General features: G+C 64.6%; 21 protein-coding genes. All 21 read right to left on the bottom strand.

Annotation, left to right across the window (positions count from 1 at the left end):
• Positions 1–3: 3 nt before the first annotated feature.
• On the bottom strand, positions 4–1,455 hold the full coding sequence (flgK, locus tag RFM68_RS30150; RefSeq protein ID WP_320236618.1) for a flagellar hook-associated protein FlgK: 1,452 nt from the start codon (positions 1,453–1,455) through the stop codon (positions 4–6).
• 29 nt (positions 1,456–1,484) lie between these two features.
• Positions 1,485–2,738 (bottom strand): flagellar hook protein FlgE, encoded by a 1,254-nt coding sequence (locus RFM68_RS30145; protein ID WP_320236617.1) that lies wholly within the window; start codon positions 2,736–2,738, stop codon positions 1,485–1,487.
• A gap of 79 nt (positions 2,739–2,817) precedes the next feature.
• Complete coding sequence (locus RFM68_RS30140) at positions 2,818–3,486, bottom strand: response regulator transcription factor (protein WP_320236616.1); 669 nt, start codon at positions 3,484–3,486, stop codon at positions 2,818–2,820.
• A gap of 221 nt (positions 3,487–3,707) precedes the next feature.
• Entirely contained in the window at positions 3,708–4,298 is a 591-nt protein-coding gene (locus RFM68_RS30135; protein WP_430694977.1) for a transglycosylase SLT domain-containing protein, read from the bottom strand.
• Positions 4,228–5,580: a flagellar hook-length control protein FliK gene (gene fliK, locus RFM68_RS30130; protein ID WP_320236614.1), complete on the bottom strand. Its 1,353-nt coding sequence runs from the start codon at positions 5,578–5,580 to the stop codon at positions 4,228–4,230. The genes RFM68_RS30135 and fliK overlap by 71 nt, the downstream gene beginning before the upstream one ends.
• Positions 5,577–6,977 carry a MotC family chemotaxis protein gene (locus RFM68_RS30125; protein ID WP_502572771.1) on the bottom strand — a complete coding sequence of 467 codons (1,401 nt, stop codon included), beginning with the start codon at positions 6,975–6,977 and terminating at the stop codon, positions 5,577–5,579. The genes fliK and RFM68_RS30125 overlap by 4 nt, the downstream gene beginning before the upstream one ends.
• Positions 6,978–7,123: 146 nt before the next feature.
• Positions 7,124–8,542, bottom strand: a complete 1,419-nt coding sequence (locus tag RFM68_RS30120) for a MotB family protein (protein ID WP_320236612.1) — start codon at positions 8,540–8,542, stop codon at positions 7,124–7,126.
• Entirely contained in the window at positions 8,539–9,165 is a 627-nt protein-coding gene (locus RFM68_RS30115) for a hypothetical protein (protein WP_320236611.1), read from the bottom strand. Before RFM68_RS30115 ends, RFM68_RS30120 begins: the two co-directional genes overlap by 4 nt.
• 3 nt (positions 9,166–9,168) lie before the next feature.
• Positions 9,169–10,827 carry a flagellar basal-body MS-ring/collar protein FliF gene (gene fliF / locus RFM68_RS30110; RefSeq protein ID WP_320236610.1) on the bottom strand — a complete coding sequence of 553 codons (1,659 nt, stop codon included), beginning with the start codon at positions 10,825–10,827 and terminating at the stop codon, positions 9,169–9,171.
• A 179-nt stretch (positions 10,828–11,006) separates the two neighbouring features.
• Entirely contained in the window at positions 11,007–12,077 is a 1,071-nt protein-coding gene (locus RFM68_RS30105; RefSeq protein WP_320236609.1) for a flagellin N-terminal helical domain-containing protein, read from the bottom strand.
• 258 nt (positions 12,078–12,335) lie between these two features.
• Positions 12,336–13,331: a flagellin N-terminal helical domain-containing protein gene (locus RFM68_RS30100; RefSeq protein WP_320236608.1), complete on the bottom strand. Its 996-nt coding sequence runs from the start codon at positions 13,329–13,331 to the stop codon at positions 12,336–12,338.
• Between the two features lie 215 nt (positions 13,332–13,546).
• Positions 13,547–14,278, bottom strand: a complete 732-nt coding sequence (gene fliP / locus RFM68_RS30095; protein WP_320236607.1) for a flagellar type III secretion system pore protein FliP — start codon at positions 14,276–14,278, stop codon at positions 13,547–13,549.
• Complete coding sequence (locus RFM68_RS30090) at positions 14,275–14,769, bottom strand: flagellar basal body-associated FliL family protein (RefSeq protein ID WP_320236606.1); 495 nt, start codon at positions 14,767–14,769, stop codon at positions 14,275–14,277. The genes fliP and RFM68_RS30090 overlap by 4 nt, the downstream gene beginning before the upstream one ends.
• Positions 14,770–14,787: 18 nt before the next feature.
• Entirely contained in the window at positions 14,788–15,492 is a 705-nt protein-coding gene (gene flgH / locus RFM68_RS30085; RefSeq protein WP_320236605.1) for a flagellar basal body L-ring protein FlgH, read from the bottom strand.
• A complete protein-coding gene (locus tag RFM68_RS30080) occupies positions 15,489–16,100 on the bottom strand; it encodes a MotE family protein (protein ID WP_430694976.1) in 612 nt (203 codons plus the stop codon). Before RFM68_RS30080 ends, flgH begins: the two co-directional genes overlap by 4 nt.
• Positions 16,101–16,102: 2 nt before the next feature.
• Positions 16,103–17,191 (bottom strand): flagellar basal body P-ring protein FlgI, encoded by a 1,089-nt coding sequence (locus RFM68_RS30075; RefSeq protein ID WP_320236676.1) that lies wholly within the window; start codon positions 17,189–17,191, stop codon positions 16,103–16,105.
• A 149-nt stretch (positions 17,192–17,340) separates the two neighbouring features.
• Entirely contained in the window at positions 17,341–17,862 is a 522-nt protein-coding gene (gene flgA, locus RFM68_RS30070; RefSeq protein ID WP_320236601.1) for a flagellar basal body P-ring formation chaperone FlgA, read from the bottom strand.
• Positions 17,863–17,868: 6 nt separating this feature from the next.
• A complete protein-coding gene (gene flgG, locus RFM68_RS30065) occupies positions 17,869–18,657 on the bottom strand; it encodes a flagellar basal-body rod protein FlgG (protein ID WP_320236600.1) in 789 nt (262 codons plus the stop codon).
• Between the two features lie 4 nt (positions 18,658–18,661).
• The gene (fliE, locus tag RFM68_RS30060) at positions 18,662–18,991 is read right to left on the bottom strand and encodes a flagellar hook-basal body complex protein FliE (protein WP_320236599.1); all 330 of its coding nucleotides are present in this window, start codon (positions 18,989–18,991) and stop codon (positions 18,662–18,664) included.
• Positions 18,992–19,408, bottom strand: coding sequence for a flagellar basal body rod protein FlgC (flgC, locus tag RFM68_RS30055; RefSeq protein ID WP_320212446.1), 417 nt, complete (start codon positions 19,406–19,408; stop codon positions 18,992–18,994).
• Positions 19,409–19,410: 2 nt separating this feature from the next.
• Positions 19,411–19,791, bottom strand: coding sequence for a flagellar basal body rod protein FlgB (gene flgB, locus RFM68_RS30050; RefSeq protein WP_320236598.1), 381 nt, complete (start codon positions 19,789–19,791; stop codon positions 19,411–19,413).
• Positions 19,792–19,870 lie beyond the last annotated feature (79 nt).

Here is a 19,870-nt window from a genome sequence, read left to right as displayed (position 1 = left end):
GAATTATCCCACCGCGCTCATCAGCGCGTCCAGCATATCGCTTATGGTCTTCATCATATGCGCGGAGGCCTGATAGGTGTGCTCGAGGTCGAGAAGCAGGGACATCTCCTGGTCGACATTGACCCCGGTGTCGTTGGACAGCGCTTCGGCCGTGCGTGCCGCCAGCGCCTGCTTGCTGTCGGCATTGGTCGAAGCCTGCTGGCGCACGCCTTCGAACCAACCGATGGCATTGGCCGCATAGTCGGAGACGCCGGAGCTGACGGTGATGCCCGCCGAGGTATCGAAGGCCATCGGCTGATCCAGCTTGTTGCCGTAGCCTATCAAGAGGTCCGAGTACGATGCGCCGCCGGTGTTGACGACATAGGCCGCGCCGTTGGCGCCGCCGTCGCGCAACAGCGCCGGATTGCCGCCGGCGCTCGGGTCAAAGGCGGCATTGACGCTGATCGAGCCGGCGAGACCGTCGACCAGGGTGCCGGCGGCCGGAATTGCCGGCGCGCCGGACCATGTGAACAGGCCGGTGGCGTTGGGCTGCGAGGGCGCGGTTTCGGCAAATGCCGTGACAAGACCGCGCGCGATTTCGTCGAGCTGGCTCTGCATGGTCGAGGCGACGCCGTCGCGCAGCTTCAACAGGCCCGCAAGCTTACCGTCGGCGTTGGCACTGTCGCCGGTGCCGGACGAGACCGGTACGTTGTCGATGTAGACTGTGTTGCCGGGCGTGCCGGCCGAATAGCCGGCCGACGGCGTGAAGGTCACCGAGCGCGGCACGGTCTCGAACAGCGTTGAGCCGTCCTTGGTGGTGATGACCATGTCGTTGTCGCCACGCGTGAAGGTCGAGACCGGCACATATTCCGCTATCTTCTTCAAAAGCGCGTCGCGCTGGTCGAGCGCGTCGGATACGTCCGTGCCCGATCGGGTGCCCGAGATGACGGCCTTGTTGGCGTCCTGGAACTGGCTGAGCAGCGAGTTGAGATCGTTGACGGCGGTGGCGATCTGGCTGTCCGCCTGGGTGCGAAAATCCTGGATCGCCTTGGTGCCGCTGTTCAGCGAGTTCACCACTTGCTTGGCGGCGTCGACGACGCTGGTGCCGAGGTTCTGGTTCGACGGCGTGGTGGCGTAGAGCTGCAGGGACTGCTGCAAATTGGCTATTGCCGTCGAGGGGGACGACGCGTTGTCGACCCCGTTGACCGAGAGATCGAGCTGATCCATGCCGTTGTAAAGCGCGCTCTGGCCGCTCCAAGCCGACAGTGCCGAAAGGTTCTGGCGAAACAGCAGATCATTCGCGGCGCGCTGGATTTCCACCGCCCTGGCGCCGGGCGCCGTGCTGGTTACCACGGCGATGCGGCGGGTATAGTCCGGGTTCGACGCGTCGGCTACATTGCGCGATACGACGCTGGTTTGCTTGGACGTGGCCAGGAGCGCCGACTGGGCAATGCTTAGTGCGGAGGAAAGCGACATGCGGATCTTTCACGGGCGGCGCCCGTCGTTTATCTCTTCAGATTGACAAGAACGTCCATCAGGTCCGAACCGGTCTGGAAGACCTTCGAATTGGCGGTGTAGCTGCGCTGCGCCGCAATCATGTTGGTCAGTTCCTCGGCGATATCGACGTTGGAGTTTTCAAGCGCTCCGGAGACGATGGAGCCGAGCTTGCCCTCATTGGCAAAGCCGATGTGGACCGCGCCGGAATCGGTGCTCTGCACATAGACGTTGCCCGGCATGGCGGTGAGGTTGTCGGGGCTCTGAACGTCGGCCAGCGGAATCTTGTACAGCGCCTTGGTCGAGCCGTCCTCGAACTGCGCGTAGATGACGCCGTCCTGACCGATCTGGACCTTCTGGATGGAGCTCGGCGCATTGCCGTTGACCTTGGCGTCGGCGACGGTGAAGCCGGTGCCGAGCTGCGTCAGCTGGGAGAGATCGAGGTCGAGGGTAGAGCCGCCCGGCACGGTAAAGGAGATGCCCGTGGTCGCGCCGGTGAGCTTGCCGGTGGTGGTGTCGAAGGTAAGGTTCGTCGATGCCAGCGCGCCGCCTGTATAGGGGAAGGAGGTGCCGGGCGTTGCCTTCGACTGATCGAAGACCGCGACCTGCCAGGTACCGGCGCCGGTGTTGGTGAAATAGACGTCGAGCAGCTTCTTGTTGCCGAGATTGTCATAGGCAACCATTGAGGTCTTCGACGTGTATTCGGCCGTCGCGCTGTTGGTCGAGGGCAGCGGGCCGGAGGGCGGAGCGGCGCCCGCGGGCAGATTGCCGGTGAAGTTGCCTTCCGTGCTCGGCGTCGCCGTCATTTGCTGGTCGGAGATCTGCACCGGCACGAGGCCTTCGAAGCCGTTGGCGGTCGCCGCCGGCTCGCCATTGTCGTAGCTGTAGGCCATGAGCTGGTAGCCGGCCGCATTGACCAGCCGGCCCTGCGCATCCGGGACGAAGGAGCCGGCGCGGGTGAGATAGGGCGTGCCGCTGGCATCCTGCACGACGAAGAAGCCGTCGCCGTTGACGGCAAGGTCGGACACCGAGGTGGTGTAGGTCATGACGCCCTGCGTGCTGACGGCGGAGCGGATCGTCGTCGTCACGCCACCCGAATTATAGGCGCCTCCGGTGCCGGGCATGATCAGCGTCGAGAACTCGGCCGAAGAGCGCTTGTAGCCGGTGGTGTCCGAGTTGGCGATGTTGTCGGCCACCGCGGAGAGGCGGTTGGCCTGCGCGTTCATACCGGAAACGCCGGTCCGCATCATTCCGTAGAGGCTCATCGATACATCTCCGCAGTGCCTGGGTAGGAGGCCATAAAGCTATGCCTCGTGTCTTGCGCGAGGCTGGCGCGGGATGGCATCAGAACACCAGCCGGTAGCCGAGAAATCTCTTGGAATCGATCGGGTCGCGGCCGAGCTTCTCGCGCAGCTTCTTGCGCAGCTTCGAGATATGGCTCTCCACCACGTTCTCCTCGACCTCCTCGTCGAAGATGCCGTAGATGGCGTTGAAGACCTGCGTCTTGGTCACGCGACGGCCGCGGTTGCTGGCCAGATATTCCAGGATGCGCCGCTCGCGCCGCGGCAGCGGTAGCGGCTCGCCGTCGATCTCCGGATCTCGGCCATCCATGAAGATGCGCATCGAGCCGACTTCGGTGTAGGCGGCCTCTTCGGAACCACGGCGGCGGATGGCGGTGATGCGGGCGAGAATCTCGCGGATGTGGACAGGCTTGCGGACGACGTCGTCGACGCCGCTTTCAAACAGTCGCAGCGTATGTTCGAGCGAATGGTGTTCGCTGAGCGCGATCACCGGCGCGCCGGTGCGGTCGCGGATCTGGCGTGGCGATATCGCGCCATCGCGGCAGTCGCCGATGAGAAAGGCCCTGACGCATCTGAGGTCGGTGTCGGCGGCGGAACTCACCCACTCGCCGAATTCGCCTGGCGCGAAGCCGGCCGTGGCCACGCCTTCGCGATCGAAAAGTGAAGAGTAGCCCTCTGTCACGAGCTCTCGCTCGTCAACGATCACGATCATCGGCCCGCCCTCCGAATCAATCCACTTGCCCCGTGCGTAAAGGGGTAGCCGGCCCGGCGAATCCTGAAAAACCATCATTTCTTGTAGCTATTTTCTTGGGAGTTTTTTTGGGAGCCGTAATAAAAGCGGTTGCTCAGGTGTATTCGCGCCAACTGTTGGCAGACGAATATTGGCGCCGGCGGATAGGTGGCGAAGGTCGATCGGCGCCCGGGATAAGACAACTATTGGTTGCAGAAGGCGCTGGCATTCGGCGTCCATTTGCCGAAGCCGGTGGCGACCATGTTGGCTATGACGCGGCAGACATAGACCTTCTGCGCCGGGTCGTTGTCGGGGCCGGCATGGTAGCGGGCGACAGCCATCGACCAGGTCATATGCCGGGCGTGCAGGCTCGCCAGGAAGCGCGCCGCATAGTCGACATTCTGATGCGGGTCGAGCATGTCGTCGACGCTACGGAAATGATCGCCATGATAGTGCTGGTTGATCTGCATGCAGCCGAGATCGATCAGCACCTTGCCTTCGCGCCGAGCGTTCTCGACCGTGGCGAGCGCCTCGCCTCGGCTGTGCGGAAAGACAGTTTTTCCTTCTATATTCAAGGCATTAGGCTGAAGGCTGCCCTTCTTTCCAGTCTCGGTCAGGCCAACCGCGTAGAGAATGCCGGTCGGCACGCCGTAGCGATCGGCGGCGCGCAGGATCTCGGGCTCGCAGGGATTGGCGGCGGCGCTGGCAGTGCCGGCAGCGAAACTAGATATACATATCGTCGCCAGCGCGCTCGCGAGGAGGCGAAGCAGCACGACCGAATTCCTGTGCGCCATTGCCATCGTTCCTTCCCGGTTGCCGGCCGCCGCCCGCGCCGTTGCCGCCCGAGTCCCCGGGCTGGAACGAAGGCTGGTCGCGACCAGTCGACATCGGCATCGCGCTGTTTGCGTCGGCGCGGCTGGCCGCGTGCGCTGCTATCGAGGGTTGCAGAATGGTAACCTTGTCGACATCGAAGCCGAGGCTGCGCATGGACTTGATGATGGCATCGCTGTCGGTAGTGAGACGGCGATATGCCTCGTGTGTCTCGGGCTTCATCTCAATCGAAAGTTGCTCCCCCGAGAGCCGCAGGCTGGCGGTGACCGATCCTAGCTCCGAAGGGTGGAGCTCGATCTTGAGCACATGTGTCGGAACGGCAACAGAATTGGTCGTCCGGGAGCCTCCCGAGGCGCTCGCAAAGGCCTGCTGAACGCCATTGTCGGAGGCAAGCGCTTCAACAAGCGCCGATGCCGTCTGGTTGATCGGGTTCTGCGCCGGCGCCGGGAAGCTCTGCTGGCTGACGACTTCCATGCGGCCGGCGGAAGACGGCTTGGCCGCTGTCTGCTGCGTGATGGACTGAGACTGTTGCGAGGCCTTGGAGGCGGATGCCGGCCGCCAGCCTCGCGACGGCACTATGCCGTCGGCCTTTGCCCCATCCCCTTGCACCGGCAACGCATTGGCATCGCGGCGGCCCGGCATGTCGAGGGTCACTTGCGCCTTCAACTGTTTCTGCCCGAAATCGGGCCCGGCATCTTCCGCCGCCGTCGAACGGGCGGATCGCGTCAGCGGTTCGGTGGAATTGCCGACCGCTGCGCGCTTGCCCGGACGCAGGGGCAATTCCAGCGATCCGTGCTCGCCGGCGCCCTTTTCACCGGCGGCGGAGTCCATTCCCGACGATTGCGCGAAATGCTTCATGTCACTCAGCGCCATCAGCAACGGCAGACGATCCTGCAGCGGCGCGGAATCGTTGGATTGCGCGGTGGTGTCTTTGCTCGCCGTTTGTTTCACCTGACCAGCCTGAGCGCTGGTCCTGGCGGACTTTCCCGTGGCTGCTTTCTGCGAACCGGTTCTCCCCTGCGGGTCCTGGTCCGGCTCCTGCTTGCCGTTGTTGGCCGATGAGCGCTTTGCCAGATGCCCGTCCGGCATTACCGATCCGGCCGCGTGCCTGTCCTGCGGCCGATCGGACTTCTCCGTCCCCTGCACCATCTCGCCGAAGTGCTGATCGTTGTCCTTGCCGCCGGCGGCGTGCTGCCGGGGCTGGGTCGAAGCAAAGCCCGGCAGGGTCTGGCTGACATTGGTCATTTTGGGGCTGCTCCGAGGAGTTGGTCGATCTGGTCGAGCTGACGTCGCGTGCTGGTCACCGCCGCATCGACAGGGTCGTGCGCATCGGGGGTTGCCGCTAGCGCGGACGCGGGCACCACGGGTGCGGCGTCGGCGGCCTGTATCGGTACGGCCGCCTGCGTTTCAGCTGTTGTTTGCGCCGGCTGCGGGGCAGGTGGCGGCGAAGCCACGGGCGGCATGTCCTTGGCCTGACCGCTCGCCGCGACCGCCGGCTGGTCGGGCATCGCTCCTTCCACCGGAGGCAAGTCCGCATTGGCCGCATCGGCCGAGGCCTCGGCTGTGGATTTCGCATCGTCGCTCTTTGCCGGGACAGCAGGCGCGGCTTCGTCCCTGGCGGCCGACTTCACCGGTGCCACGACCTCGCCGGCCACGGCTCGCGCGGCGTCGAGCAAGGCACGGTCGCTTTCCGAGAGCTTACCACGATCGATCTTGCCGAGCTTGGCGCGTACGTCATCGACGCCGGCCGAAGTCATGGTGGAAAGGCTCGAATAGAGTTGGGTGCGCGGGTCGTCCTGGTTGCCGTTGCCGTTGCGGCCCAGCTCCGCCTTGGCCGAGGCGAAAACCGACAGCTCCATCATCCCGTCGATCGCGGCGCGGCGCGCGATGCGCAGGTAGATCACCTTCTCGCGCTCCGAATCCATCATCGAGGTGATGTCGGCGATCTTGTCCTGGCTGATCGCCATATGCAGCGTCATGACGCCGGAGACAAAGGCATCGGCGAACTGGCTGGCGTAAGGCGAATAAAGATAGGACGCGACATATTGGGTCGAGGCCAGCGCGAAGCGGGCGGCGTCGCCTTGCGCGGCCGCGATGCCGACGGAGCGGCGAAGCGCTGCCTCCTCGACCAGCGTGCCGGGGCTGAGCAGGCGCGCTTCGTCCAGTAGAGCAAGCGCCTGGGCAGGATCGTCGGTCGCAAGCAGCGAGCCCTTGACCAGCGCCAGGAAGGCACCGATGTCGGCCGGCACGCTCATCGGATCGATCGGCTTCAGCATTTCGATCGCCTCGGCCGGCCTCCCGTTCAGATAGGCGACGACGCCCTTGGCGATGGCGAGGCTTTGCGGGTCGGTAATTGCGCGCGAAGCCGCAGCCGCGACCGTCACCGGATTGCCGCCGCTCATGCCATAGACGAGCAAAGCGCGGAAATTCTTAGGTTCCTTGAAATCCTCGGCATTCGCATCGCGCATCCGGGCGTCGATCATCTCGAGGAGTTTTGCCTGCATCGGCAGCGCGGCATGATCGCCGCCGGCAATCCGGTCCTGGATCAGCTGCAGTGAACGCACCAGCTGATAGGGCTGCAGGGCGTCCTGCGCGAAGGCAGGCGATGTCGGCCCCGCGGCGAGAAGCAGCGCCAGAGCAATTCCAGGAAGAGTACGAGAGGGTAAGGTTCGGCGACTTCGCCGTGGCCTTCCGTCCGGAATCGCATCAAAGGAAAGAGATAGAGCGGTTCGCCGTTTCGGTGAAACGGTGAAGTGCTCTATCGCGCGGCCGATGACGGTCCTGCCCCTCATCCGCCAGCCGCCATCAGGATTTCGATGCGGCGGTTTGCGGCCGCCATCGGGTCGGAGGCGATCTTGGGCTGCCGGTCGGCGAAGCCCGCGACCTCGGTGATGCGGCTTTCGTCGACGCCGCCGCGCACCAGCATGTAGTAGGCCGAATGGGCGCGCGCGGTGGACAGCCGCCAATTGTCGTAGGTGTCGCTGCGGAACGGCCGCGCGTCGGTGTGGCCGCTGATGGTGATGGTGCCCTTCTTCTCGTTGATGATGCGGCCGATCTTCTCCATCGCCAGCACCAACTCGCGGCGCGGCATGGCCGAGCCGATCTCGAACATGCCGAAATCGAGCTGATCGGTGATCGAAATGACGACGCCCTTGTCGCTGGCCTCGACCGAGACGCCGTCGGCGAGCTTTTCGCCCGGCAGGAATGCCTTGGCGAGTTCCTTCTTGATCTCGGCCGCTTGCTGGAGGGCGGCTTTGCTCGGCGCCTTGTCGCCCTTCTCGGCGGCCTGCTCCGGCCCAGTCTTTTCCGCCTTCGCCGCTTCGACTTTGGCGTCGCCGGCCGCAGCCTCGCGCTTGTCGGCTTCGGCTCTCCCGCCCTGTGCTTTCTCGCTCTTGTTCCCTTGGCTCGCCGGCTTCTCAGCCTCGCCTTGCGCGGCTTTTTGCCCGCTCTTGGTGTCGGTCTTTTCCGGCGTTGCCAGCGGCTCGAGCGGCGCGGCCGTCAGCGGAGGAGCAGCCGGAACGGCCTTCACCTTCGGCACCGCGACTGTCGCGACCTTCTCGCCTGGCTTGGCCGGATCGCCTTCGATCCTGGCGCGTTCGGCGGTGGCCTCGGCACCAGGCGCCGCCACTTGCTGCGACCAGAAATCCGGCGCGAACGGATCGCGATAGGATTCGCCGCCGGAGGCACCGGTCGCCGGACCTGCCGCCTGTGCGCCGCCTTCGCCCTTGGCGCTGACGTTCTGCATCACGCCCGTATCTGCGGCGATCTCCGCCAGCACCGCATAGGGATCGGCAAACAGCTTTTCATCGGAGAGCTGGGCGTCCTGCGCCCCTTGCTTGGTCTGCCGGCGTTCGGAGGAGCCGGCGCCGCCCTTGCCGTCATCGCCCGCCTTGGTCGCGCCGTCCTGCGGGTTGTTGGAGGTCAGGCCGACCTTGCTCGGGCCGTCTCCGAGATCCTCCAGGCCCTTGCGGCTGGAATTGCGATCGATCAGCTCGACCGGATTGAAGTAGCTGGCGACGGCCGCCTTGGTCTGCTCGTTGGCGGCGTTGATCAGCCACATGACGAGGAAAAAGCACATCATCGCCGTCATGAAGTCGGCGAAGGCGATCTTCCACACGCCGCCATGGTGGCCATCGTCATGACCGTCGTGATTGCGCTTGACGATGATGATCTCGTGGGGCGGCTCGGCATGGTCGATGGCGCTCATGACAGAACCTCCGACAAGGACGCCGACCACTCGGCGATACGCGTCTCGAACACCGTTCCGTGAATGGTGACGGTCAGGTCGAAGCCCGGCGCCTCGGTGAAGTCGAGATTGGCGGCACGGGGTCCGAGCGCCGCCTGCAGCGGTTCGAACAAAGAGAGCGGTCCCCGAACACCGATGCGCACGGCCTCACTGTCGGCGACCGCCGCGCTGATGGCGCGCGAAAGGGCCTGGAGCGAACGTTGCTGCAGGTCGTCGCTGAAAAGGCTGCCGACGATGCGGGCGACGGTCGCGCCGGCAAGCTCGGCAACGCGCTGTTCCATGGCGTCGATCCGCGTGGCGACAGCAGTGCCGAGATCGCCGCCGAAGCTCTCAAGGAATGCTTTCGCCGCATCGTCGTTGGCCTGGCGCTCGCCGTCGAGCGCCGCCTGATGGGCGAACGCAAGGCGCGCCTCGAGCGCTGCCTCCGCGTCGGCCACAGCCTCGGCGATCAGCGCGCCGATATCGGCCTGCGGCGCCGGCGCGGCCGGTATATGCCCGGCGTCGCCGGCTGTTGGCGCCTGGTTGGCGTGCGGCGTCCGCGAACCAAAATCGGGCAGGAGATCGAAGAGGGCTGCCGAGGCCATGGCCTAACCCACGGCTTCCGGGGCGGCCGCCCATTTGCGCAGAATCTGCGCCGTGCGCTCCTCATTGAGGTCGACCATGCGGGCAAGCCGGTCCTGCGGCGCCGGACGGATTTTCTGGCGCAGATCGTCGAGCGGGGTTGCGCCGGCGCGCGCGCCGGACAGGGCGCCGGCCGGGGTTTCGGCGGTGATCGCGGCGACCGGCGCGTCGGGCATCGGCAGTGAGCGCTGCACGTCGTCGAAGCTTGGGCCGGCGATGGCCGGGGGCTTCGCCGATGGCGTCAGCGCGGCGGCCATCGGCTTCAGGCCGAAGAAGGCCACCAGGAAGACGACAACGATGAAGGCGCCGGCATTGATCAGCGTGCCGGTATAGGTGCCGATCGAGGCGAGGATGCCCGGCTGATCGATCGGCTCGCCGTCCAGGCCGTTGATGAACTCGACCGCCGACACGTCGATGACATCGCCACGCTTGTCGTCGAAGCCGGTGGCCGAGGCCACCATCTTCTGGATGTCGGCGACGCGCTTGGCGATCTGGTCCGGCGTGGCGTCCTTGCCGAGGATGGTCTTCAGGCGATCCTGGTTGACGACGACCGCGATCGACATCTTGTTGACGGTGTAGCCGTTGGAGACGGTGGCGATCTTCTTGGAGTTGATCTCGTAGTTGGTGATCTCTTCCTTGCGGTCGTTCTGCGAGGTGGATTGCGGTCCCTCGGTGGTGGTCGTCTGCGTCTCCGGCAGGTTCTGCTCGACGCTGGCCGGGGTCGAGGCCTGCTTCTGGTTGCTGGCCTCGTTGGTCTTCACCGATTGCACCGAACGCTCGACGCGCGAGTTCGGATCGAAGATCGTCTCCTCGGTCTGGCGGGTGTCGGTGTTGACGTCGGCCTTGACGCTGGCGCGGAAATTGTCGGGGCCGAGATAAGGGGTAAGCGCGCGGCGGATGTTGTCGCCAATCTGCGCTTCGACCGTTTGCTCGACGCCGAGCGTGCGGGCGGCGCTGGTGTTGGAGGGGTCGTCGCCGGCGGCCAGCAGGTTGCCGTTGGAATCGAGCACGGTGACCTTGTCGGCCGAGAGGCCGGGAACGGCCGCGGCGACCAGATGGCGGATCGACATGGCGCTCTTCTCGGCGTCGCTACCGGCGTAGCGGATGACCACCGAGGCGGAAGGCTGCTGCTCGTCGCGGCGGAAATTGGCGCGCTCGGACATGACGATGTGGACGCGAGCCGCCTTGACGCCGGAAATCGACTGGATGGTGCGCGCGATCTCGCCTTCCAGCGCGCGCACGCGGGTGATCTGCTGCATGAAGGAGGTGAGGCCGAGCGAGCCGACATTGTCGAACAGCTCGTAGCCGGCATTGGCGCTGGTCGGCAGGCCCTTCTCGGCAAGCAGCATGCGCGCCTGCGCGGTGGTGCCTGCCGGCACCAGCACGGAGGTTCCGTCGGAGCCGACATCGAAGCCGACGCCGGCATCGGCGAGCACCAGGCCGATCTGGTTGACGTCGGAGCGCTCGAGGCCGACATAGAGCGTCTCATAGGCCGGGCGGTTGAGATAGACAGAGGCGATGCCGATGACGGCCATGACGAGGGCCGCGATGCCGCCCATGAGCGCCAGACGCCTCACGCCGAAGCTCTTTAAATTCGCGATGATGCTCTGGATCTGTTCCGGCACGATTCAACGGCTCCCAGCACGACTGTCCGCCGGAAGACTAGACCGCGAAGCTTGTGCGAGGATGATAGGCGTGCTGCCGAAGAGCGAGCAAAGTGCCGATCGTGTGATTTCTCTCGGGGCAACGAAAAAGGCCGCGCTTCAGACGCGGCCTTCTATCGGTCGGGGTGTGATCGAGCGGCTTAGCCGTTCTTGAACAGCGACAGGATCGACTGCGAGGAGCTGTTGGCGATCGACAGGGACTGGATGCCGAGCTGCTGCTGAACCTGCAGGGCCTGGAGGCGGGTCGATTCCTTGTTCATGTCGGCATCGACGAGCTGACCGACGCCGCGATCGATGGAGTCCATCAGACTCTGCGTGAAGGTCTTCTGCAGGTCGATCGAGCTCTTGGCGGCGCCGAGGATGGTGGCGGAGTCGGTGAGCTGACTCATGACCTTGTCGATCTTGGTGACCATCTGCGTGATGATGTCGTCGGTCACGCCCGATGCCGTGATGTCGAGATTGAAGGCGGATACGTTGTCGATCTTTACGGGCGTGCCCGTCACAGCGGCCTGGCCTGCGGTGTTGGCGGCGATGTCGGTGTTGCCGGTGGCGATCGAAGCAGCATAGGCCGTATCGTAGGCGGACTGGTCCGCAGCTGTCGAATAGATCGAAGTCTGGCGATCGAGGATGCCCTGGTTCTTGACGTCGGTGGCAAGCCCCGAATCGAACAGCTTGGTGCTCTCGACATTGATGTCGATCGTCCCGAGCGAAATGGCTCCGGACGAAGAGCGGTTGAACGAGGAAACGATCTTGGCGTCGGGCTGGACGCCGTCATTGGCGGCCGCGACCTGTTTGGACGTCACCGATAGGAAATTCGAGCCGGAGAAGGTGGCGGCATCGGCGAAGGACTTCATCTGCGCCTGCAGCGAGGTGATTTCGGTCTGCGTCTTTGCCTTGTTGGCATCCGACTGGCCGACGCTCGACAGCAGCTTGGTCTTGAGCTGGCCGATCGTCGAAAGGACGTTGTTCATGCCGGTGTAAGCGGTGTCGACCTTCGAGGCGCCGAGACCGAGCGCATCCTGCACGGTCGAGAGCGCCTGGTTGTCGGAGCGCATCGTCGTGGCGATCGACCAGTAGGCAGCGTTGTCGGCGGCCTGGGAGACCCGGTAGCCGGTCGAGATCCGGGCCTGCGTCTGCTCGAGCGACTTGTTGGTGGCGTTGAGGCTTTGAAGTGCAGTCAACGCCGCAGCGTTCGTCATGATGCTCGCCAAGAAACTCGCTCCTTCTCAAAAGCCGGCATGCCACACAGGCCGGGTTTCGACCTGCCCATCGGTTGCGATCGTGCCGGTCGGGCCGATTCGACAACCTAAGTCATTGGTTAACCATACCTAGCGCGATATGGTTAATGGCCTGTTAAAAGTAGGCTTTCGAGAGGTTAAGGAACGAGGATTGCGCGAGCCTTGAGCAAACGCAAATCGGGCCGCGCTTTTGGCGCGGCCCGATGCTTTAGCCTAGTCAGTGTAGAGCGATCAGCCGCGGAAGAGCGACAGGATCGACTGCGACGAGCCGTTGGCGATCGACAGCGCCTGGACGCCGAGCTGCTGCTGGACCTGCAGCGCCTGAAGGCGGGTCGATTCCTTGTTCATGTCGGCATCGACGAGCTGGCCGACGCCGCGATCGATGGAGTCCATCAGGCTCGACGTGAAGGTCTTCTGCAGGTCGATGGAGCTCTTGGCGGCGCCGAGCTTGGTGGCGGCGGTCGTCATGCCCTTGAGTGCGGCGTCGACGACGTTCATCATCTGCTGGATCTGGGTGTCGCTGGCAGCGGTGGTGCCCGAGAAGATCTTCAGGGTGGCGACCGAATAAGTGTCGGTGCCCGCCGCAGCGGCGCCCAGGGTCGGGTTCGAGGCGGTCGCGGTGACGGCGCCGCTCGAGCCGAGGCGGTCGGCGTCGAGGATACCCTTGGTCACGCCCGCAGCGGTGCCGGCCTCGTACAGCTTGATGCTTTCCACGTTGACGTCGATCGTCGAGATCGAAACCGCGCCAGCGGCGCTGCGGTTGAAGGCCGAAACGATCTTGACGTCGGCTGCGGTCGTGGCGGTGGCGCCGCTGTTGACCGAGAGCATGTTGGTGCCGGAGAAGGTGGCGCCATCGGCATAGGCCTTCAACTGGTCCTGAAGAGCCTTGATTTCAACCTGGGTCTTTTCCTTGGAAGCATCCGTCTGGCCGAAGGATGCGGTCAGCTTCTGCTGAATCTGATTGATGGTGCTGATCGCGCTGTCCATGCCGGTGTAAGCGGTGTCGACCTTGGAGGCGCCGAGGCCGAGCGCGTCCGAAACGGTGGACATGGCCTGGTTGTCGGAGCGCATCGTGGTGGCGATCGACCAGTAAGCGGCGTTGTCGGAAGCCTGGGAGACGCGATAGCCCGTCGAGATGCGGGCCTGGGTGGTGTCGAGGTTCTTCTGGGTGGCGTTCAAGCTCTGCAGCGCGGTCAGCGCCGAGGCGTTGGTCATGATACTGGCCATGGGTACTCGTACCTTGTTTTTACACGGATTTTTTTGACATACCGGCATGTCCGGTATGACGGTGCGGCATCATGCCAATGATCTCTGAAACCCGATCACCCGCCATCTGCGAGCAATATGCAGACCAGTCCCTACCAAAGAGCTAAATCGCAGGGTTAATCGAAAATATATTGGGTAAAATTCGAGCCAGTATGCGGTGCCAACCCGCTGCCGCGTCAGGTGAAGGAGCGCACCAGGCTGCCGACCAGAAGGTTCCAACCGTCGATCAGCACGAAGAACAGGATCTTGAACGGCAGCGACACCACCGTCGGCGGCAGCATCATCATGCCCATGGCCATGGTGACGGTGGCGACGATGAGGTCGATGACGAGGAACGGCAAAACGATAAGGAAGCCGATCTCGAAGCCACGGCGGATTTCCGAGATCATGAAGGCCGGCACCAGGATGCGCAGGTCGACGGTCTCGCGCGAGACGGTCTGGCCGCGCTCCCTGGCGAGATCGGCAAAGAGGTCGAAATCCTTGTCGCGCACATTGTGCAGCATGAAGTCGCGGAACGGGCCGGAAATCTTCTCGAAGGCCTCGGCCTGCGTAATCCGGTTGTCCATCAAAGGCTTCACGCCGGTGTTCCAGGCCTGGTCGAAGGTCGGCGCCATGACATAGAAGGTCATGAACAGCGACAGCGAGATCAGGATCAGGTTTGCCGGCGTCGACTGAAGGCCGATGCCGGCGCGCAGGATCGAGAAGGCGATGACGAAGCGGGTGAAGCTCGTCACCATGATCAGCAGGCCCGGCGCCACCGAAAGCACGGTGAGCAGGCCGAACATCTGGATCAGATAGCCAACGGTCGTGCCGTCGGCCTTGCCGATGCCGCCGAGATCGAGCTGCTGGGCAGCGGCGACGGAAGTGGTGACGACGACGAGCGCCGTGGCTATGAGGAATTTTCTCATTCGAGCAGCATCGTCCTGACCAGAACCTGTTTGACGTGGCCGCCGCTGCGCAGCGCCGCGCGCTCCTCGAGATCGGCCTTGAGATGTTGGTAGCCGCTGGCGCCTTCGATCTGATGCAGCTTGAGCGTGCGCACGTAAGCGAGCAGATCCTGATGGATCTGCTCGGTCATTTCCGGCGCCTGAGGGCCATCGTAGAGCAGCGATGCCTCCAGCCGGATCCAGACTTCCGACGGCGAGGCGAGATTGGTGGTGATCGGCGCCAGCTGAACCAGCGTCGGCCCAGCGGCCGACTTGCCGGCTTCGGCGGGCTTCTCCGCCGTGCCGGCATTCTGCGGCGCCGCGGGCACGGGGGCCGGCGTTTCGCCCTGCTTGAGATAGCCGCCGGAAACCCAGCCCATGCCGACGGCCGCACCCGTCATGACCAGCAACATGGCGAGCTGGATCACCACGGAAGGTCCCTTCTTGGGCTGAACCTGCTCGACATTGGCCACGGCAGCGCTCTCCGGGCCCTAGAAAGGAAGAACCTGGTCGAGCACCTGCTGGCCATAGGCCGGCTGCTGGACCTCGCTCACGCGGCCACGGCCGCCATAGGAGATGCGCGCCTCGGCGATGCGCTCGTAGGGGATGGTATTCTCCGCGCCGATGTCGGAGGGACGCACCATGCCGGCGATGGTCAGCACCCGAAGCTCGTAATTGACGCGCACTTCCTGCGAACCCCTGATCAGCAGGTTGCCGTTGGGCAGCACATCGGTGACGACGGCGGCGACATTGAGGGCGATGTCTTCCGAGCGCTTGATCTCGCCGTCGGCATTGGTCTCGGTGCTGGAGCTCAAGCCGGCGTCGCCCTTGCCGCTGGTGCTCGCCTTTTCCCAGCCGAGATTGACGTCGTAGCCGAGCTTACGCGCGGCGGTGCGGCTGCGATCGTTCTGGTTCTTGAAATTGGCTCTGTCGTTGAGCTTGATGTTGACGGTCAGTATGTCGCCGGCGCGCAAGGCGCGGGGATCGGTGAAGAGCCGGCTCTGGCGATCGTCCCACAGCGAAAATTTCTTCGGCCGCGCCGCCGGTGGCTCGGGATAGCTGTAAGGACCGGAGGCACCGTCGCCGATACCGGAACCGACCGGCGACAAGGCCGGCTCCCGGCCGATCTCCTTGAAATTGGTGCCGCAGCCGGACAACGCCGCAACCGCGACGAGGACAAAGAGCTTCAACTTCATGACGGATCAACCCTTCGCGCCGCGCTGGCCATGATGCCGGTGAGCGTCGCCGCCGCCTTCTGGTCCATTTCGTTCAAGATGACGCCGGCCTTGCGTGAATCGAGCTTCATCAGGATGGCCGCCGCGAGTTCGGCATTGACCATCGCCAACCGTTCGGCGGCGGCGTCGGGTTTCATGCCGGCATAGATCTTGACGACGCCGTCCTCGGCGCGCGCCAGGAACACTTCGCGGCGCTTCAGCCATTCTTCATATTCGGCCCGCTTCGCCTCCAGCGCCTTCATGCGCGCGTCGATGCCGGCCTGCAGCTGCTTCAGTTCCTCGGCCTGAAGCGCGTAACGACGGTCGCGTGCGGCGTCCGCGATGTTGGAGCAGAAGCGCTGGATCTCGCTTTCGTCAGGCGCCTTCCCGCCTGCGAGTGCGGCCGGCTGGGCCGGCTCCTGCTCGCGCGTGAGTTGGGCCGGCTGGAGCGGCGCCTGTCCGCCGGGTAGAACCTGACGAACCTCCTCCGCGCCGACAGAAGCGCTGCCAAGAAGCGCGGCCGCTGCCGCGGCGGCGATCATCATGAGAGGGCGGTGCATCCTCGAGGAGAGAAGCTCGATCATCGGCATGCCTATTGGAGAACAAGGTCGGCCTGCAAGGCGCCGGCCGATTTGATGCCTTGCAGGATGGCGATGATGCCGTCGGGCTTTACGCCGAGGCGATTGAGGCCGGAGACAAGCGTTTCGAGATCGGGACCGTCGAGCACGGCGACGCGCGCGTCGGGCCGGCTCGCTTCAATGGCGGTGAACGGCTCGACCGCGGTCTCGCCCCTGGAGAAGGGTTCCGGCTGGACAACTTTCGGCGCTTCGGTGATGCGCACCGTAAGCGTGCCGTGGCTGATCGCCACGCGCGAGATCCTGACGTTGCTGCCGATGACGATGGTGCCGGTACGCTCGTCGATGACGACGCGGGCAGGGGCATCCGACTCGACGACCAGATTTTCGATCTCGGCATAGAAACGCGCGGCGGAGACATTCTTCGGCCGCCTGATCTGCACGGTGCGCGCATCGCGCTCGGCGGCGACCCGCATGCCGAAGCGCTGCGAGGTGTAGTCGTTGATGGCGTCGGCGATGTGGATGGCGGTGGAAAAATCGGGATTGCGCAGTTGCAGCGTCAACACCCCTTGGTCGTCGAACTCGGCCGGCACCGAGCGCTCGACGATGGCGCCGTTGGGCACACGGCCGGCCGTCGGAACGCCCTGCGTCAACTTCTCTGCCTGGCCCTGGGCGGTGAAACCGCCGACGATCACGGAGCCTTGCCCGACGGCATAGATCTCGCCGTCTGCCGCCTTCAGCGGCGTCATCACCAGCGTGCCGCCGGCAAGCGAGGTGGCGTCGCCCATCGAGGAGACGTCGATGTCGATGCGGCTGCCCGACTGGACGAAGGGCGGCATGTTGGCGGTGACGATGACGGCGGCCACGTTCTTGGCGCGCGCGCTGCCGCCTTCGGTGGCGATGCCGAGATTCTCCAGCATGGCGCGGATCGACTGCTCGGTGAACGGCGAGTTGCGCAGACTGTCGCCAGTGCCGGCAAGGCCGATGACCAGGCCGTAGCCGACGAGCTGGTTGTCGCGCGCGCTCTGCAGCTGAGCGATGTCCTTGATGCGCGCGGCGACCTGGCCGGGCGGCAGCGTGCTTGGCCCCGTCGAGACCCGAAACATGCGCTGGGTGGTGGCCGGATCGTACTCCGGATCGTCGTAGACGCCGCCGTTTTTCTGCGCCAGCTCGCGCTTGGCCTTGGGCGTCAGCCCGTCCGCCAGTGCCGGCTGAAGGCAGATGGCCGTGCTCAGCAGCAGAACAAAGGCGCGCATCACGAAGCGCCGACCTTGATGGTGCCGTCGGTCATCACCGTGCCGGAGATGATCTTGCCGCTATCGATGTTGCGGATCTTGATCTGGTCGCCGGCGGCGCCTGGCTCCAGCGTGACGCCGGCCGCGGAGATGGTCAGCGCGCCGGCGGTGAAATAGACCTGCACGGAAGCGCCCTGTGCGACCAGCCAGGCGTCGCGGATGGCCGTGGCCGGAATGTAGCGTCCCGGCAGAAGCGTGCGCTTGGCAACCTTGCCCTGGAGTTCCTCCGAGCGCGTCGCCATGCCGTCCGGTTTGTGCTTGCCGGGGATGAGCGTCACCTGCTTGAGCGAGGCGGGCTCGATTATCTCGCCGGGATAGATGACCCGGTTGGGGATCAGCACGGCCTCGCCGACGGCCTGGCCGGCGGCGATCTGCGTAGCCGACTGGCCGGTCGTGTCCTGCGCGAACGCCGGCATGCCTGCGGCCACCAGGACGGTGGCCAGCGCGGCGCGACGGAGTGCGCGGGAGATCGGCCCGGCCATCATCCGTTACCTGATGTTCTTGGAGACCACCGAGGCCATGTCGTCGGCTGCCTGGATGACCTTGGAGTTCATTTCGTAGGCGCGCTGCGCCGAGATCAGCTCGGTGATTTCCTTGACCGGATCGACGTTGGAGGATTCCAGATAGCCCTGCTGGATGGTGGCGAAGCCTGGATCGCCGGGAACGCCGACATTGGCCGTGCCAGAGGCAGCCGTTTCCTGGAACAAATTGTCGCCGAGCGGCGCCAGGCCAGCCTCGTTGGCGAAGTTGGCGATCTGGAGCTGGCCGAGAAGCTGGAGGTTGGTTTGACCGTCCAAGCGAGCAAAGACCTGGCCGGTCTTGTTGACGATCACCTCGACGGCGTCGGTCGGCACCGTGATGGCCGGGATGACGTTGGCGCCGTCCACCGTCACAAGCTGGCCGGTGGCATTGGTGTTGAAGGCGCCGGCGCGGCTGTAGAGTGTGCCGCCGTCGGCGCCCTCGATCTGGAACCAGCCCCTACCGGTCAACGCCAGGTCGAAGCTGTTGCCGGTGCTGGTCAGTTCGCCCTGGGTGTGGACGTTGCGCACCGCCGTCGTCTTGACGCCAAGGCCGATCGAGACGCCTTCCGGCACCAGCGAGGTGTTGGACCGGTTGGGCACGCCCTGGGTGCGGTCGACCTGGTAGAGCAGGTCGGAGAATTCGGCCCGCGCCCGCTTGTAGCCGGTGGTGTTGATGTTGGCGATGTTGTTGGCGATAACTTCCAGGTTGGTCTGCTGGGCATTCATGCCGGTGGCGGCGATGGCAAGTGCTTTCATGATGCTAGATACTCATGCGGCTGATTTCGAGGTAGGCCGAGACGACCTTGTCGCGGATCGCGATTGTGGTCTGCAGCGCCTGCTGGGCGCTCAGCACCGCATCGACAACCTGACGCGTGTCGGCATCGCCCTTGAGGGCCTGTATCGACATCTGTTCGGCGCCCTGCAGCGTCTTGACCGTCTTCGTCGCGGCATGGCTGAGGACTTCGGCGAAGCTGCTGCCGACGCTTTCACCGGCTGGTGTCCCGACACCGCCTTGAAGAAGGCCGGGCGCGGCTGAGTCGGCGCCGTCGATTGCCGGTTTGAACTGTAGTGCCCCGATACCGCCGATCATTTACTGGTTCCTCATCAGGTCGATGGTCATGGAAATCAGATCGCGAGCCTGCTTGATGACCTGCAGGTTGGCCTCATAGGAGCGGTTCGCCTCGCTCATGTCGGCCATTTCAACCAACGTGTTGACGTTTGGCATCTTGACGTACCCTTTGGCGTCGGCGGCTTCGTTGCCGGGCTGGAATTCGATCGGGAAGTCGGAGGGATCGCGAGAGATCGAGCTGACTTCCACCAGCGAGCCGCCGCTTGCGCGGTCGACCTCGGACTGGAAGGTGATCGTCTTGCGCCGATAGGGATCGGCGCCGGGCGTGTTGCCGGTCGACTGGGCGTTGGCGAGGTTTTCCGAGACCACACGCAGGCGTTCCGACTGGGCGCCTAGGCCGGAGGCCGCGACTTTGAGGGCTGCTGTCAGCGCGTCCATGGTCAGCTCTTCACCACCATGGTCATCATCGAATGGAACGCCTTGACGATCGCCGTGTTGAGCTCGAAGGAGCGGCGGACGTCGCCGGCCTTCATCAACTCCTGCTCGACAACCACGGTGTTCTTCGACGGCATGATCGCGCCGTTGGGGTCCTGCGGCTTGACGTTGAAGCCGGCATTGGCCGTTTCGGCGCCAAGGTGACCTGCCTGCGTGGCCGCAAGCGTCACCGCGGTCCGATCGAGGACCTTTTCGAACGGCTCGACATCATTGGCCGTATAGCCTGGCGTGTTGGCATTGGCGATGTTGGAGGCAATCGCCGACTGGCGCACGGCCAGCCATTGCGACTGCCGTGTGGCGAGATCAAAAAGGTTTACGGGTTCCATGGGAATCTCCCGGGCATCTACGCACAAGACTAGGCGGCCAGTCTTGCGCGGACCTTGCGCGGGAACGGGCTATGCTGCC

This window comes from Mesorhizobium montanum, assembly GCF_033977145.1.
Classification (GTDB): Bacteria; Pseudomonadota; Alphaproteobacteria; order Rhizobiales; family Rhizobiaceae; genus Mesorhizobium; species Mesorhizobium montanum.
The sequence above is the reverse complement of the archived record's forward strand: the minus strand, read 5'-3'. Positions and strand labels throughout refer to the sequence as shown.